Source organism: Pseudomonas sp. S5D5 (genome assembly GCF_003013355.1).
In the GTDB taxonomy this organism is placed as follows: domain Bacteria; phylum Pseudomonadota; class Gammaproteobacteria; order Pseudomonadales; family Pseudomonadaceae; genus Aquipseudomonas; species Aquipseudomonas aylmerensis.
Map to the genome: position 1 here is coordinate 1,013,420 of NZ_PTEO01000001.1, position 15,881 is coordinate 1,029,300.

Below are 15,881 nucleotides of genomic sequence, written 5' to 3' on the forward strand. Positions count from 1 at the left end.
AGAATCTGCAAGAGCGCGACACCGGTTGAAGGCGACACTGTGGCTCAACCGATGGAGCCCGCTATGAACCTTTTCCTGTATTTACTCACCGTGCTGATCTGGGGCACCACCTGGATCGCCCTCAAGTGGCAGTTGGGCGTGGTGGCGATTCCCGTGTCGATCGTCTACCGCTTCGGTTTGGCCGCGCTGTTGTTGTTTGCGTTGTTGCTGCTCAGCCGCAAGTTGCAGGTGATGAACCGGCGCGGGCATCTGATCTGCCTGGCCCAGGGACTGTGCCTGTTTTGCGTCAACTTCATGTGCTTTCTCACGGCCAGCCAGTGGATCCCCAGCGGGCTGGTGGCGGTGGTGTTTTCCACGGCGACATTGTGGAACGCGCTGAATGCCCGAGTGTTTTTCGGTCAGCGGGTGGCGCGCAATGTATTGATGGGCGGCGGCCTCGGTTTGCTGGGCTTGGGTCTGTTGTTCTGGCCGGAGCTGGTGGGCCACACCGCCAGCCCGCAGACCTTGCTGGGGTTGGGCCTGGCGTTGCTGGGGACCCTGTGTTTCTCGGCCGGCAATATGTTGTCGAGCCTGCAGCAGAAAGCCGGGCTCAAGCCGCTGACCACCAATGCCTGGGGCATGGCGTACGGGGCGACGATGCTGGCGACTTACTGTGCGGTGCGCGGGATTCCCTTCGACATGGACTGGAGCGCGCGGTACATCGGCGCGCTGTGGTACCTGGTGATTCCGGGGTCGGTGATTGGCTTTACCGCCTACCTGACACTCGTAGGACGCATGGGTCCGGAGCGTGCGGCGTATTGCACGGTGCTGTTTCCCGTGGTGGCGTTGAATGTGTCGGCATTTGCCGAGGGCTACCAATGGACGGCGCCGGCACTGGCGGGATTGGTGCTGGTGATGTTGGGGAATGTGTTGGTGTTTCGTAAGCCCAAGCCTGTGAGTCCGGTTCTGAAGCCGGCGCAGGTGTAGGCGCCGGCAAGCCAGCGCCTACAGTGGGAGTGCGGTGTTATTTGAGGTTGAGGCGCTTGGCCAGGCGGCCGAGGTTGGCGCGGTCGAGGCCGAGTTCGCGGGCGGCGCTGGCCCAATTGTGCTGGTGGCGTTCCAGGCAGGCATTGATCAGTTCACGCTGATAGTGCTCGGTCGCCTGGCGCAGGTCGCTCGTGAGGGCGGCAGGCACCGGCGCCGGTGCTTCGATCACCGCTGCGCTGACGTCCGGCAAATCGAGGTCGTGGGCGCTGAGGCTGAGGATCTTCGGGCGCTCGCGACAGTTACCCAGGGCTTTGAGTGCGCTGCGTCCGATCAAATGTTCCAGCTCGCGCACATTGCCCGGCCAGTTATAGGCCAGCAGCGCCGCCTGGGCATCGCTGGTCAGGCGCAGGCTGCCCAGGCCCATGCGTGAACGGTTCTGTTCGAGGAAAAAACCGGCCAACAACAGTACATCGCGTCCGCGTTCGCGCAGTGCCGGCACTTGCAGCGGGTACACACTCAGGCGGTGATAGAAATCGGCGCGGTAGCGGCCGTTGCGCACTTCGTCAGCCAGGTCGCGGTTGGTGGCGGCGATCAGGCGCACATCCACCTGATGCTCCTTGTCCGAGCCCAGGCGCTGCAACTGCCCGCTTTGCAGCACGCGCAGGAGCTTGGCTTGTACCGTCAGCGACAACTCGCCGACTTCATCGAGGAACAACGTGCCGCCGTTCGCCAGTTCAAACTTGCCGCGCCGCTCGTTCAGCGCGCCGGTAAAGGCCCCACGCACGTGCCCGAACAGTTCGCTTTCGACCAGGGTTTCCGGCAGGGCCGCGCAGTTGAGGCTGATCAGCGGTTTGTCCGCACGCGATGAAGCGGCGTGGATCGCCTGGGCCACCAATTCCTTGCCCACCCCGGTTTCGCCGGTGATCAGCACGGTCAGGTCGCTGCCGCCGACCAGCTTGGTTTCCTCGACCAGGCGCTTGTGGGTCTTGCTCTGGCCGATCATTTCCTTGTGCTGCTGGCCGCTGGCCTGGCGATAGATCTCGGCGCGCTGGTGTGCGTCTTCGGCGCGCAAGGCCAGGCGTTCGATGCGTTCGGCCACGTTGACGGTGGCGGCGGCGAGGCTGGCAAAGGCCTGCAGGGCGTCCAGCTCCACGCGTTCGAAGCGTTCGGTGTCGAGCGCATCCAGGGTCAGCAGGCCCCACGGCTGGTCGTCGACAAACAGCGGGCAGCCCATGCAGTCATGCACTTGCAGGTGCCCGTGCAGGCCATCGACCAGGCCGTCATAGGGGTCGGGCAGCTCGCTGTCACTCTCAAACCGCGTCGGGCCGGGGCTGCCCAGCAGCACGGCGAAGCGCGGATGCTCGCTGACCTTGAAGCGCCGACCGAGGGTGTCGGCGCTCAAGCCGTCGACCGCCAGCGGCACCAGCCAGTCGCCATCCAGGCGCAGTAACGCAGCGGCATCGCAGGGCAGCAGTGCGCGCATGGCTTGCAACAAGCGGCGGTAACGCTCGCCTTCGGGCAGCTCGCGAGACAGGTCGGCGACCAGGGGGAGCAGGGTAGTGAGCAGTGATTGCGCAGTCATAATGACTCCTTGTAGTCCTTATGACTATAAGGCGTAGGAGGTCAAACTGACTACATATTATTTAAGTGATTGAAAAATAACGATTAATAAGTTGGCATGAATACTGAGTAGCAAAGGGTAATCAGTAAAGAAGCCCAGGAGGCTCCCATGCTTAGTGCCCAAGACCGTGCCATCGTCAAATCCACCGTGCCCCTGCTGGAAAGCGGCGGTGAAGCGCTGATCACCCATTTCTACCGCATGATGCTGTCCGAGTACCCCGAGGTCCGTCCGCTGTTCAACCAGGCCCACCAGGCCAGCGGCGACCAGCCTCGGGCGTTGGCCAACGGCGTGTTGATGTACGCGCGGCATATCGACCAGCTGGACCAGCTGGGCGACCTGGTGGCGAAGATCATCAACAAGCACGTGGCGTTGCAGATCCTGCCGGAGCACTACCCGATTGTCGGCGCTTGCTTGCTGCGGGCGATCAGCGAAGTGCTCGGCAGCGAGATCGCCACCCCCGAGGTGATGAGTGCCTGGGGCGCGGCCTACGGCCAGCTGGCGGACATCCTGATCGGCGCCGAGGCGGCGATCTACGAGGAAAAAGCCCAGGCCCCGGGTGGCTGGCGCGGTGCGCGGCCGTTCACGCTGGTCAAGCGCGTGGAGGAGAGCGCCGAGATCATCTCGTTCTATTTTGCCCCTGTGGATAACGGCCCGATCCTCAAGGCTGCGCCAGGCCAGTACATCGGCATGAAGCTGCTGCTGGACGGTGAAGAGGTGCGCCGCAACTACTCCTTGTCGGCCCTGAGCGATGCCGGCCAGTACCGCATCAGCGTCAAGCGCGAGGCCGGTGGCCGGGTCTCCAACTACCTGCACGATCAACTGCAGGTCGGTGCGACCCTCGACCTGTTCCCGCCGTCGGGTGAGTTCACCCTGGCGGCCGGCGACAAACCGCTGGTGCTGATCAGCGGCGGTGTCGGTATCACGCCGACCTTGCCGATGCTCGAAGCCGCCCTGGCCACCCGGCGCCCGGTGCATTTTATCCACTGCGCGCGCAACGGCTCGGTGCATGCGTTCCGCGACTGGGTCGACGGCCTGGCTGCCCAGCACCCGCAGCTCAAGCGCTTTTACTGCTACGCCGAGGACGACGGCGTCAGTCCGGCGGCGGATAAAGTCGGCCTGCTGAGCCAGGAACAATTGGCTGCGTGGCTGCCCGAGCAGCGCGATCTCGACGCCTACTTCCTCGGTCCCAAGGGCTTCATGGCGGCCATCAAGCGCCACTTGAAGGCCCTGGGTGTGCCTGAGAAGCAGGCGCGCTATGAGTTCTTCGGGCCGGCGGCGGCGCTGGAATAACGCGGTAAGAAATGTGGGAGCGGGCTTGCTCGCGAAGGCGGTGTATCAGAAGCTTATCCGGCGGCTGACACACTGCCTTCGCGAGCAAGCCCGCTCCCACATTCAGTTCTCTATTGCTCCTGATTAATCCCCCGTTAACCCCCCTCTGTTTAAACCACTCTCTGTGTGTAAACTTGCGGCCATTGGCACAACCAAACAAAGGGAAACGGGGATGAGTGACGAATTGCGTTTAGGCAGGGAGCGGCGCTTTCTGGTGTTGCTGGGCATCATCTGCCTGGCGCTGATCGGCGGTGCGCTGTACATGCAGGTGGTGCTGGGCGAGGCGCCGTGCCCGCTGTGCATCCTGCAACGCTATGCGCTGCTGTTGATCGCGATCTTCGCGTTCATCGGCGCGGCCATGCGCACCAAGGGGGCGATCACGTTGTTTGAAGGCCTGGTGATCCTCAGCGCCCTCGGCGGCGTGGCGGCTGCCGGGCATCACGTGTACACCCAGTTCTTTCCACAGGTCAGCTGCGGCATCGACGTGCTGCAACCGATCGTCGACGACCTGCCGCTGGCCAAGGTGTTCCCCCTGGGCTTCCAGGTGGACGGTTTCTGCAGCACCCCGTACCCGCCGATCCTCGGCCTGTCCCTGGCGCAATGGGCGCTGGTGGCGTTCGTGCTGACCGTGATCCTGGTGCCCCTGGGCATCTATCGGAATCGTCAGCGCCAGGGCTGAACCTTTACACAAACGCCCCGGTCCTTCTTGAAGGAAGGCCGGGGCGTTTTCGTATGTAGGGATTTGTGAAAGGGCTGTGACGAGGGGCAAGTTTAGGTGCGCGCAGTGTGCGACATGTTGTCACACGGACGCTGTCGCAGGACGTTTCTGACCCGCCGATCGGCCGCTTAAATTTGCACCGAGCGGTCAATTTGTGCTGTCAGTTCGTCGTTTGCAGCGGCCTCGCAGGCTTCGGTTGTTCGAGGCTTGCGGTGATGTCTGAATGCCTTGTTTTATGGGGGCTTGCATCGGTTTGCCTTGCCCTTACGACCTGTAGGGGATGCGACTCACTGACGAATAACACGGCAATTTTTGTGGTTTTTGTTGAGAATCGAACGCGATAAGATCGCGAACCGTTGCAATAATGGTGAAGGATTATTGCTGTAATCGATAAAAATTATTTCTTTATAAGACATGGTTTATACATCGCTAGCTAACTACAATCGCCCGCACTGAATGTCCGGTGCTGTTCAATATTTGAGCATTGGAGCGGTCGAGGGGCAGATGGATGGCTCTGTGCGACCCCAGGTTCCGGCAGCCTTTCAACTATCCGCACCAAATGGAATTGGTCTGTAACAAGGCCTTTAACCACGAAATCGAATAAGAACTCACCGCAGGTCCGTGAAACGTAGAGTTATGACGTGATGGGCAGGCTCTTATTCAATCGAAGAGAAATGCCAACCCTTGGCAGGGTGAAGTGTTGGCGATCAAAACCCAACTGCATTGCGCAAGCTGCTTTAGAGGTCGTGAGATGAGTAAAAACAGGTACCCCCGATTACTAGGCTTTTTGCCGCTGCTTGGCATGATGTTAATGCTGGGAGGCTGCAAGTGGACCTTGATGGACCCAAAAGGACAGATCGGTCTGGATCAACGCAACCTGATCATCACCGCGACCCTGCTGATGCTGTTGGTCGTGGTGCCTGTGATCATCATGACGTTCGCCTTCGCCTGGAAATACCGCGAGTCGAACACCAGCGCGACCTACGCGCCGAAGTGGTCGCACTCCACCAAGATTGAAATCGCGGTGTGGCTGGTTCCGATCCTCATCATCATCGCCCTGGGTTACATCACCTATAAGTCGACCCACGAGCTGGACCCGTACCGTCCGCTGGAGTCCGACGTCAAGCCGATCAACATCGAAGTGGTCGCGCTGGACTGGAAGTGGCTGTTCATCTACCCGGACCTGGGTATCGCCACGGTTAACCAGATCCGTTTCCCGGAGAACACCCCGCTTAACTTCCGGATCACCTCCGACGCCGTGATGAACTCGTTCTTCATCCCTGCCCTGGGCGGTCAGATCTACGCGATGGCAGGCATGCAGACCCGACTGCACCTGATCGCCAACGAAAAAGCTGAAATGGAAGGCATCTCCGCGAACTACAGCGGCGCTGGCTTCACCGGCATGAAATTCAAAGCGATCTCGACGAGCCAGGAAGATTTCAACGCCTGGGTAGCCGAAGTCAAGGCCGCACCTAAACAGCTTGATCAAGCTGAATACGATGCCCTGACCAAACCGAGCCAGAACAACCCAGTCGCCCTGTACTCCACGTATGAGCCGAACCTGTTTCAGAAAATCGTCGACAAGTACGAAGGTATGAAGCCAGGCAAGCCGGTCAAGCACGAGAAGAAAGAAGTGGCCGCGGTTGAAGGTTCTGACACGGGCTCGCATTCAACTGCTGGGGCAGAGGAGTAAACGATGTTTGGTAAATTAAGTTGGGATGCGGTCCCGTTCCACGAGCCGATCGTAATGGTGACTATCGCCATGATCGCGCTGGGTGGTCTGGCACTGTTTGCAGCAATCACTTATTTCAAGAAGTGGACCTACCTGTGGACCGAGTGGCTGACTTCGGTCGACCACAAGAAAATCGGCGTCATGTACGTCATCGTTGCCATGGTCATGCTGCTGCGTGGTTTTGCCGACGCCATCATGATGCGTACCCAGTTGGCCATGGCCACCGAGGGTTCGCCTGGCTACCTGCCACCTGAACACTATGACCAGATCTTCACCGCCCACGGTGTGATCATGATCATCTTCATGGCGATGCCATTCTTCACCGGCCTGATGAACCTTGCCTTGCCGCTGCAGATTGGTGCCCGTGACGTTGCCTACCCGTTCCTGAACTCCCTGAGCTTCTGGCTGCTGGTTTCCGGCGTGGTGCTGATCAACGTGTCCCTGGGCGTCGGCGAATTCGCCAAGACCGGTTGGGTTGCGTATCCGCCATTGTCGGGCATCCAGTACAGCCCTGGCGTGGGTGTGGACTACTACATCTGGGCGCTACAGTTATCAGGGCTCGGGACGACATTGACGGGGGTCAACTTCCTGGCCACCGTCCTGAAGATGCGCGCTCCTGGCATGAAACTGATGGACATGCCGATCTTCACCTGGACCTGCACCTGGGCCAACGTCCTGATCGTGGCTTCGTTCCCGATCCTGGCCGCTACCATGGCGCTGCTGTCGCTTGACCGTTACCTGGATTTCCACATTTTCACCAACGAACTTGGTGGCAATCCAATGATGTACGTGAACCTGTTCTGGGCATGGGGTCACCCTGAGGTGTACATCCTGATCCTGCCAGCGTTCGGTATCTTCTCTGAAGTGATCTCGACCTTTACCGGCAAGCGCCTGTTCGGTCACCACTCGATGGTCTACGCCTCCGGCGCGATCTCGGTACTGGGCTTCATGGTGTGGCTGCACCACTTCTTCACCATGGGTTCGGGGGCCAGCGTCAACGCCTTCTTCGGCCTGGCGACGATGCTGATTTCGATCCCGACGGGGGTGAAGCTATTCAACTGGCTGTTCACCATCTATCACGGCCGTCTGCGTATCACCAGCCAGGTCCTGTGGACCCTGGGCTTCATGGTGACCTTCGCCATCGGCGGCATGACCGGCGTACTGCTGGCCATCCCGGGTGCTGACTTCGTGCTGCACAACAGCCTGTTCGTGATCGCTCACTTCCACAACGTGATCATCGGTGGTGCGGTATTCGGCTACATCGCTGGTTTCAGCTTCTACTTCCCGAAAGCGTTCGGCTTCAAGCTGCACGAAGGTTGGGGCAAGGCTGCATTCTGGTTCTGGATCTCGGGCTTCTTCGTCGCGTTCATGCCGCTCTATGCACTGGGCTTCATGGGCATGACCCGTCGTCTGAACGCCACTACCAACCCTGAGTGGGTGCCGTACCTGTACGTCGCCATGTTCGGTGCGGTGATGATTGCTGTCGGTATCGCCTGCCAGCTGATCCAGCTGTACGTGAGTATCCGTGACCGTAAGCAGAACGCTTGCGAATCCGGCGACCCATGGAATGGCCACACCCTGGAATGGTCGACTTCGTCGCCACCACCGTTCTACAACTTCGCCGTGATCCCTACTGCGAACACCATTGATGCGTTCACCGAAGCCAAGGAAGACGGTACTGCGTACCAGCAACCGAAGCACTACGAACCGATCCACATGCCAAACAACACCGCCACTGGCGTGGTGATGGGCGGCCTGCTGACCGTGTTCGGTTTCGCGATGATCTGGCACATCTGGTGGCTGGCAATCGTGAGCCTGGTAGGCACTATCGGTTACTTCATCATCCACGCTGCCCGTGATGATCAAGGCTACATGGTGCCGGTCGAAACGATCGAACGCATCGAAGCCGAGCAGCACGCTCGCCTGGTAGCCGAGAAGAAAATCCCGGCCAACCGTGTAGAAACTTCGTTGGAACAGGCTTAAATCATGTCGAACTTAGTGACCAATGCTGGACACGCCCATGTCGATGACCATGGGCACGATGACCATCACCACGACTCGGGGCCGATGACCGTTTTCGGTTTCTGGCTCTACCTGATGACCGACTGCATCTTGTTTGCGTCGATCTTCGCGGTGTACGCGGTACTGGTAAACAACGTAGCGGGTGGCCCGTCGGGCCACGACATCTTCGAACTGCCTTACGTGCTCGGCGAAACCGCCTTGCTGTTGTTCAGTTCGATCACCTACGGCTTCGCCATGTTGGCCTTCTACAAGGGCAACAAGAAGGGCGTACTGAGCTGGTTGGCACTGACCTTCCTGTTCGGCCTGGGCTTCATCGGCATGGAGATCAACGAGTTCCACCTGCTGATCTCCGAAGGCTACGGTCCGCACCGTTCCGGTTTCCTGTCGGCGTTCTTCACGCTGGTCGGCACCCACGGTCTGCACGTAACTGCCGGCCTGCTGTGGATGGCGGTGATGATGTATCAGGTCAATAAGCACGGCCTGACCAACACCAACAAGACTCGCCTGAGCTGCCTGAGCCTGTTCTGGCACTTCCTGGACGTGGTCTGGATCTGCGTCTTCACCGTTGTTTACCTGATGGGGACTCTGTAATGGCTAATGCACACTCCCATGACCATGACAGCCATGATGCGAGCCACGGCAGCGTAAAGTCTTACGCTATCGGCTTCATCCTGTCGGTAATCCTGACGCTCATCCCGTTTGGTCTGGTGATGTACCCGACTCTGCCGAAGTCGATCACCTTGATGATCGTATTGGCGTTCGCGGTGATTCAGGTTCTGGTTCACCTGGTGTACTTCCTGCACCTGGATCGTTCCAAAGAGCAGCGCGATAACGTGATCGCGTTCGTGTTCGCAGGCCTGGTAATCCTGCTGCTGGTTGGTCTGTCGATATGGATCATGTTCAGCATCCATACGTTCATGATGGCGAAGTGAGGTAAGACCCGATGTCGCTTAAGCACTTTATCCAAATCACCAAACCGGGGATCATTTTCGGTAACGTGCTTTCTGTGGCGGGCGGCTTCTTCCTGGCCTCCAAGGGACATGTCGATCTGGCCATCTTCCTGGCTGCAATGATCGGTACGTCCCTGGTGGTAGCTTCCGGTTGTGTCTTCAACAACTGCATCGACCGTGACATCGATATCAAGATGGAGCGCACCAAGAATCGCGTGCTGGTCCAGGGCCTTATCTCCCTGAAGCTGGCACTGATCTACGCGACCGTCCTGGGTGTTGCCGGTGTGGCACTGTTGTACAAGGTGGCCAACCCGTTGGCGGCGCTGTTTGCCGTGATCGGCTTTGTCATCTACGTCGGCCTCTACAGCCTGTACCTCAAGCGCAAGTCGGTTCACGGCACGCTGGTGGGCAGTCTGTCGGGGGCGATGCCGCCGGTGATTGGTTATGTAGCTGTGACCAATAGCTTCGACATGGCCGCGCTGACGCTACTGGTGATGTTCAGCCTGTGGCAGATGCCGCATTCCTACGCCATCGCGATCTTTCGCTTCAATGACTACCTGGCTGCGTCGATTCCGGTCCTGCCGGTCAAGCGTGGCATCCAGGTGGCCAAGAAACACATCCTGCTGTACATCCTGGCCTTCCTCGTGGCGACCTTGATGTTGACCTTCAGTGGCTACGCCGGCATGAGCTACCTCGCCGTCGCTGCCGCCATGGGCATGTACTGGTTGTACATGGCCTGGACCGGCTACAAGGCGGTGGATGACACCGTCTGGGCGCGCAAGCTGTTCGTGTTCTCGATCTTCACCATCACCGCGCTCAGCGTGATGATGTCCCTGGATTTCCAAGTGCCGAAAGAGCTGTTGCTGACCTACGCTCACTGAGTGTCACAGCGTTGAAAAAGCCCCGCCTTCGAGAGAAGCGCGGGGCTTTTTCTTGGGCGCCGGTTTAAATTCGTCCAGGATTATCTCGTCATACCTCTCTGTACGAGCTGTGCGAATCCATCACCGGTCTACAAGGAGTAGTTACCATGGTCAGCGTTAGTCGTCGGTCCCTTCTTGCCTTTGGCGCTGCGTTACCCTGGCTGGGGCGCCTGGAGTGGGCGGTGGCGGCCCCGCCGAAACCGACTGACGCGGTGCTGCTCAACTACAACGAAAGCCCCTACGGCCCCTCACAGGCGGCGCTCGAAGCCATGGCGCGCGGCATCGCCACCTCCGGGCGCTATCCCTACCCGCACATGTACGCGCTCGCCGCATTGTTTGCCCAGCAGCAGGGCCTCGCCGCAGAGCAGGTGGCGGTGTTTTCGGGCTCCATGGCCGCCCTGCGCTACGCCGTGTTGGCGTTCACCAGTGCCTCTCGTGGCCTGGTGATGGCTACGCCGTCCTACGAAGTGCCGCGCCAGGCCGCCGAGTCGAACAAGGCGCCGGTGCATGAAGTGAACCTTGGCGCCGACCACGCCCACGATATCCCCGCCATGCTCGCCGCCGATCCCCAGGCCGGCATGCTCTACCTGTGCAACCCCAACAACCCTACCGGCACCATCACCCCGCTTGATGCCATCCGCCTGGCGCTGGCGAACAAACCCTCCGGCAGCGTGCTGGTGGTGGACGAGGCCTACATCGACTTCGCCGACGTGCCCAGCGTTGTCAGTTGGGTCAAGGACCACGACGACCTGCTGGTGCTGCGCACCTTCTCGAAAATCTACGGCCTGGCCGGCGCCCGCCTGGGCCTGGCGATCGGCCATCCGGCGCTGCTGGAACGGTTGGCGGTGTTTGGCGGCGACAACGTCCCGGCGGGCACCACCTTGCTCGGCGGGCTGGCGAGCCTCGAAGACATCAAGCTGCTGCCACAGCGCAAGGCGCTCAACGCGCAACTGCGCGACGAGACCGTCAACTGGCTCAAGGCCCGTGGCTTTACCTGCACCGCGTCGCAGAGCAACTGCTTCATGATCGACGTGAAGCAACCGGCGGAGCAGGTCATCGAGACGCTGGCGGCGCACGGCGTGATGATCGGAAGGGTGTGGAAGAATTGGCCGCAGTGGGTGCGGGTGACGGTGGGGAACAAGCGGGAGATGGCGCGGTTTCGCGAGGTGTTTGCGGCGCAGGTCTAGCGCAGCCTGCAAACTCATACAAAACCAATGTGGGAGCTGGCTTGCCTGCGATGCAGACGCCGCGGTTCTTCAATAAAACCGAGGTGATGCTATCGCAGGCAAGCCAGCTCCCACATTCAGGCAATTACTTTCAGGTTACTGCTGCGCGATGCTGTACCCATCGAACGCGGTCTGCTGCTGCAGCGCAGTGATCACGCTCTTGCGGCTCAACGGCTGTTCAGCCCCGGCGTTATCCACAAAGCTCTCGACCTCAAGCTCCGCCTCATCGCCTTCACCGACAAAGCTGAAGCCCAGGAACTCGAACGCCTCGCGGTCGACATTGAGCTTCGAGCGCGGGGTGCGCAGGGGCAGGGTGACGCTGATGCCGTCCTTGCTGATCACAAACACTTCGGCTTCTTTCTTGGGCCGCGATGCCTTGCTCTTGCCGGCGCTTGGGTTGCTGATCGCCTGGTGGCTCTGGTTCAGCACTTTCAGCGCCAGACCGTAGACCAGCTCCTGGAACTCGGGGTCGTCCTTGAAGCTGGACAGGATGCGGCTGATCGAGAATTTGCTGCTCAGGTCTTCCAGGGCGGCGCTGTCAGCGGCCTCGGCGTCCTTGAGTTGCTTGAGCTGGCCCATCAGGTCATAGGCCTTGTCGTCGTCGAAGGCATCGTGGGCCTGGCGGATGGCGACGCGCAGCTCGCGGATCTGGTCGCTTTCCTTGGAGGTGTGAAACGCGTCCAGCACCATCTCGCTGATGATCTTGGCCGCCGGCACATGCTGTGAAAGATTGATGGCGTTTTCGTATTCCGCTTTGGATTGCAAGGCGACTACGGATTCTTCGGTGGTGTAGGAATCGGACATTGAAATTTCACTACTTCAGTAAACGGGGGACAAAAAAGCGTCGGGCATTTTCAGCGGGGAGGGGGATCAGGTCAAGGCGGCACTCTGCCCCACGGTTGTGCTGATCCATATCAACAGGCGCCCCGGGGAAATTCGCTACAACAACACGGGGGCCGAACCCGCCCCGGGTTATCTGCCTGATGACGTATAAAAATAATTGCAGACCTGCGCCGAGGAGACCGCTCCAGGCCGGGTTTTTAAAGGAATATTGCGATGACGCTTCCCCTGTCACGTCTTGGCCTTGTGGGGGTGATGTGCTGTCTGTCCCTTCCCCTGCACGCCAACACCCCCGACCCCGCACTGATCGAACACGGCCAATACGTTGCACAACTGGGCGACTGCATCGCCTGCCATACCGCCAAAGATGGCAAGGTCATGGCCGGCGGCCTCGAACTGAGCACGCCGATGGGCACGATCTTTTCGAGCAATATCACCCCGGACCGCGAGACCGGTATCGGTCACTACACCTTCGAACAATTCGACCGGGTCATGCGCGAAGGCGTCACGCCTGCGGGTATGAATCTGTACCCGGCGATGCCGTATCCGTCCTACGCGAAGATGAGCGAGGCGGATATGCGCGCCTTGTACGCCTACCTGATGCAGGGGGTGGAGCCCGTGCCCCAGGCCAACCGCGACGCCGACATGGGCTTCCCCTTCAACCAGCGCTGGGGCCTGGCGCTGTGGAACTTCGCCTTTCTCGACAAGCAGCCGTTCCAGCCAGACCCGGGCCGCGACGAGGTGCTCAACCGTGGCGCCTATCTGGTCCAGGGCCTCGGCCACTGCGGTTCGTGCCACACGCCGCGCGGCATTGCCTTCCAGGAAAAAGCCCTGAGCGATGCCGGCCGCAGCGGCCAGCATTACCTCGCCGGCGAAACCGTCGAGCATTGGCGCGCCCTGAGCCTGCGCAACCTGTGGACCGTGGATGACACCGTGCAATTGCTCAAGACCGGGCAGAACCGCTTTGCCACCGTCTCCGGCAATATGGCCGATGTGATTCACCACAGCACCCAGCATTTCAGTGACGATGACCTGACTGCCATCGCCAGTTACCTCAAATCCCTGCCGCCGGGCAAAGACGACCTGCCGATGCCGTCCGTGGCCCAGGCACCCGCCGCGCCGCCTGCCGACCTGTTCACCAGCCGCGGCGGCCTGGGCTATATGCAGTTCTGCAGCGATTGCCACCGCAGTGACGGCGCGGGCGTGAAAGGCCTGTTCCCACCCCTGGCCGGCAACCCGAGCATCGCCGCGAGCAACCCGACGTCGCTGCTGCACATCACCCTGACCGGTTGGGAAACCGCGCAAACGGCGACTCACCCACGGGTCTACACCATGCCCGGTTTCGCCCGGCTGGCGGACCCGGAAATCGCCGAGATCCTCAGTTTCGTGCGCACGCGCTGGGGCAACCAGGGCACCCCGATCGACGCCGCCCAAGTGAAAAAGCTGCGCGCCCAGCTCAACCCGGTCACCACCGATTCGTCCGCCTTCGAAACCCCGCGCCTGGCCGATCTGCTGTCCGCCCCCAACGCCGATCAAGTCATGCGCGGCATGCGCCTGCACCTGCAAACCAAGGCGCTGCTGCCTGACAACGTCGGCAACTCGCTCAATTGCACCAGTTGCCATCTCAACGCCGGCACTGTGGCAGACGGCTCGCCCTTTGTCGGTGTGTCGGCGTTTTTCCCCAGCTACGCACCGCGTGCGGGCAAGGTGGTGACCCTGGAAGAACGCATCAACGGCTGCTTCCGGCGCTCCATGAACGGCAAGCCGTTGCCGCCGCAGTCAGCCGATATGCAGGCGATGGTCGCCTACTTTGACTGGATGAAAAACAACACGCGGCCTGAAGACAAAGTCGCCGGGCGTGGCGTGGGCAAGGTCGACCCGGCGATCAAGCCCGACCTGGCCAATGGCAAGGCGGTCTATGCCAAGCAATGCGCGGTCTGCCATGGCGACAACGGCCAGGGGCTGGCGCGGGCCGATGGCGAGCTGATCTACCCGCCGCTGTGGGGCGAGCAGTCGTTCAACATCGGCGCGGGGATGGCGCGCACCTACACCGCGGCGGCGTTCGTCAAACGCAACATGCCGATTGGCTTCCACGAGAAATTCCCGTTGGGGCAGGGCGGTTTGTCCGACCAGGACGCGGTGGACGTGGCGGCGTATTTTGCTGGGCAACCGCGTCCGGACTTCCCGGACAAGGTCAAGGATTGGCCGAACGGCGGCAAGCCGGTGGATGCGCGGTACTAGTCCAGTTGCTTGAGGCAGGCCTCGAGGATGTCCAGGCCTTCCTCCAGCACCGCTGGCTCAATGGTCAGCGGTGCGAGCAAGCGGATGATGTGCCGTGACTTGCCGCTGGGCATCAGCAGCAGGCCGGCCTCGCGCGCCAGGCTCAGCAACTGGGCGAGTTGTTTCGGCGCGGGCGTGCCGTCGGCGTGGGCCAGTTCCATGCCGCGCATGGCGCCGACGCCGGTCAGGCGGCCGAGGTAGGGCGACAGGCGCTGTACACGCCAGGTTTCATAGCGGCTGACAATCGCTGTTTGCTGCTGCGAACCCCAGGCCTGCAAGTGCTCATCGGTCATCGCGTCCAGGGTGGCCAATGCCGCCGCGCAGGCAATCGGGTTGCCGGAATAGGTGCCGCCGAGACCGCCTTTGGGCAGGTTGTCCATCAGCGCCTTGCGCCCGACCACCGCCCCCAGCGGTACACCGCCGGCGATGCTTTTGCCGAGCAGGATCAAATCCGGTTCGATGCCCAGGCGCGAGAAGGCGAAGCGCTGGCCGGTACGCCCGAAGCCCGACTGGATTTCATCGGCAATCAGCAGGATGTTTTTTTCATCACAGAAACGCCGCAGCGCCTGGGCGAACTCGATGTCGAGGGCCAGGAAACCGCCTTCGCCCTGCACCGGTTCGAGGATGAAACAGGCGACGTCGTCGATGTCGATTTCCACGCTGAACAGGCGGTCCATGGCCTTCAGCGCTTCGGCACAGGTCACGCCGTTGTCGGCGCTGGGGTAGGGCAGGTGATAGACCGGGCCGGGCAGGACGCCGACCTTTTGCTTGTAGGGCGCGACCTTGCCATTGAGGTTCAAGGTGGCGAGGGTGCGGCCATGAAAGGCCCCGTCGAACGCGATCACCGCCGTGCGGCCGGTGGCCCCGCGCACGATCTTCAGGGCATTTTCCGCCGCTTCGGCGCCGCTGTTGGTGAGCATGCCGCTGACCGGATAGTCCACCGGGATAAACGCGGTCAGGCGATCCATCAGCTCGATGTAGGGCGCGTGAGGCGCAGCGTTGAAGGCGTAGTGGGTCAGTTTCGTCGCCTGTTCGCGAATCGCGTCCACGACCCTCGGGTGGCAATGGCCGAGGTTGAGCACGCCGATGCCGCCGACAAAATCGATATAGCGTTTGCCCGCAGTGTCCCAGACTTCGGCGTTTTTACCGTGGCTGAGGCTGATCGGGTGGACGATGGAAATCGACTGGCTGATGGTTTCGCGGCTCATGAATCTCGGACTCGGCAATGGCGGACGTGTTTTTATCTAAGCCGTGCGCCCACCCTGGCCGCAAACGAA

Annotated in this window: 13 protein-coding genes and 1 pseudogene; 10 read left to right on the forward strand and 4 right to left on the reverse strand. The window is 60.9% G+C overall.

Annotated features, from left to right (window positions below; genetic code table 11):
* Positions 1-63 precede the first annotated feature (63 nt).
* Positions 64-966, forward strand: a complete 903-nt coding sequence (locus C9990_RS04840) for a DMT family transporter (protein WP_106802657.1) — start codon at positions 64-66, stop codon at positions 964-966.
* A gap of 37 nt (positions 967-1,003) precedes the next feature.
* Here the strand turns inward: C9990_RS04840 and norR are convergent, their stop codons facing one another.
* A complete protein-coding gene (norR, locus tag C9990_RS04845) occupies positions 1,004-2,548 on the reverse strand; it encodes a nitric oxide reductase transcriptional regulator NorR (RefSeq protein ID WP_106802658.1) in 1,545 nt (514 codons plus the stop codon).
* A 147-nt stretch (positions 2,549-2,695) separates the two neighbouring features.
* On the opposite strand from norR, the gene hmpA reads away from it, so the two are divergent.
* Entirely contained in the window at positions 2,696-3,877 is a 1,182-nt protein-coding gene (hmpA, locus tag C9990_RS04850; protein WP_106802659.1) for an NO-inducible flavohemoprotein, read from the forward strand.
* 211 nt (positions 3,878-4,088) lie between these two features.
* A complete protein-coding gene (locus C9990_RS04855; protein ID WP_065908531.1) occupies positions 4,089-4,595 on the forward strand; it encodes a disulfide bond formation protein B in 507 nt (168 codons plus the stop codon).
* A gap of 472 nt (positions 4,596-5,067) precedes the next feature.
* Here the strand turns inward: C9990_RS04855 and C9990_RS32985 are convergent.
* Positions 5,068-5,358 (reverse strand): annotated as a pseudogene (locus C9990_RS32985) (hypothetical protein).
* A gap of 27 nt (positions 5,359-5,385) precedes the next feature.
* Between C9990_RS32985 and cyoA the strand changes: the two are divergent.
* The 6 genes from cyoA (at position 5,386) to C9990_RS04890 (ending at position 11,445) form a co-directional block, all read left to right on the forward strand.
* Entirely contained in the window at positions 5,386-6,327 is a 942-nt protein-coding gene (gene cyoA / locus C9990_RS04865) for a ubiquinol oxidase subunit II (RefSeq protein ID WP_106802660.1), read from the forward strand.
* A gap of 3 nt (positions 6,328-6,330) precedes the next feature.
* Complete coding sequence (gene cyoB / locus C9990_RS04870; protein ID WP_065908533.1) at positions 6,331-8,349, forward strand: cytochrome o ubiquinol oxidase subunit I; 2,019 nt, start codon at positions 6,331-6,333, stop codon at positions 8,347-8,349.
* Between the two features lie 3 nt (positions 8,350-8,352).
* Positions 8,353-8,979, forward strand: a complete 627-nt coding sequence (locus tag C9990_RS04875; protein WP_010206435.1) for a cytochrome o ubiquinol oxidase subunit III — start codon at positions 8,353-8,355, stop codon at positions 8,977-8,979.
* The gene (gene cyoD / locus C9990_RS04880) at positions 8,979-9,320 is read left to right on the forward strand and encodes a cytochrome o ubiquinol oxidase subunit IV (protein ID WP_010206434.1); all 342 of its coding nucleotides are present in this window, start codon (positions 8,979-8,981) and stop codon (positions 9,318-9,320) included. Before C9990_RS04875 ends, cyoD begins: the two co-directional genes overlap by 1 nt.
* Positions 9,321-9,331: 11 nt before the next feature.
* A complete protein-coding gene (gene cyoE / locus C9990_RS04885; RefSeq protein WP_003194050.1) occupies positions 9,332-10,219 on the forward strand; it encodes a heme o synthase in 888 nt (295 codons plus the stop codon).
* Between the two features lie 146 nt (positions 10,220-10,365).
* Entirely contained in the window at positions 10,366-11,445 is a 1,080-nt protein-coding gene (locus C9990_RS04890; RefSeq protein WP_106802661.1) for a pyridoxal phosphate-dependent aminotransferase, read from the forward strand.
* A 135-nt stretch (positions 11,446-11,580) separates the two neighbouring features.
* Here C9990_RS04890 and C9990_RS04900 read toward each other — a convergent pair whose 3' ends face one another.
* Positions 11,581-12,288, reverse strand: a complete 708-nt coding sequence (locus C9990_RS04900; protein ID WP_065908539.1) for a hypothetical protein — start codon at positions 12,286-12,288, stop codon at positions 11,581-11,583.
* Positions 12,289-12,540: 252 nt separating this feature from the next.
* On the opposite strand from C9990_RS04900, the gene C9990_RS04905 reads away from it, so the two are divergent.
* The gene (locus C9990_RS04905) at positions 12,541-14,565 is read left to right on the forward strand and encodes a c-type cytochrome (RefSeq protein WP_106802662.1); all 2,025 of its coding nucleotides are present in this window, start codon (positions 12,541-12,543) and stop codon (positions 14,563-14,565) included.
* On the opposite strand, the gene C9990_RS04910 is transcribed toward C9990_RS04905, so the two are convergent.
* Positions 14,562-15,812: an aspartate aminotransferase family protein gene (locus C9990_RS04910; protein ID WP_106802663.1), complete on the reverse strand. Its 1,251-nt coding sequence runs from the start codon at positions 15,810-15,812 to the stop codon at positions 14,562-14,564. The two genes, C9990_RS04905 and C9990_RS04910, sit on opposite strands and share 4 nt — an antisense overlap.
* Positions 15,813-15,881 lie beyond the last annotated feature (69 nt).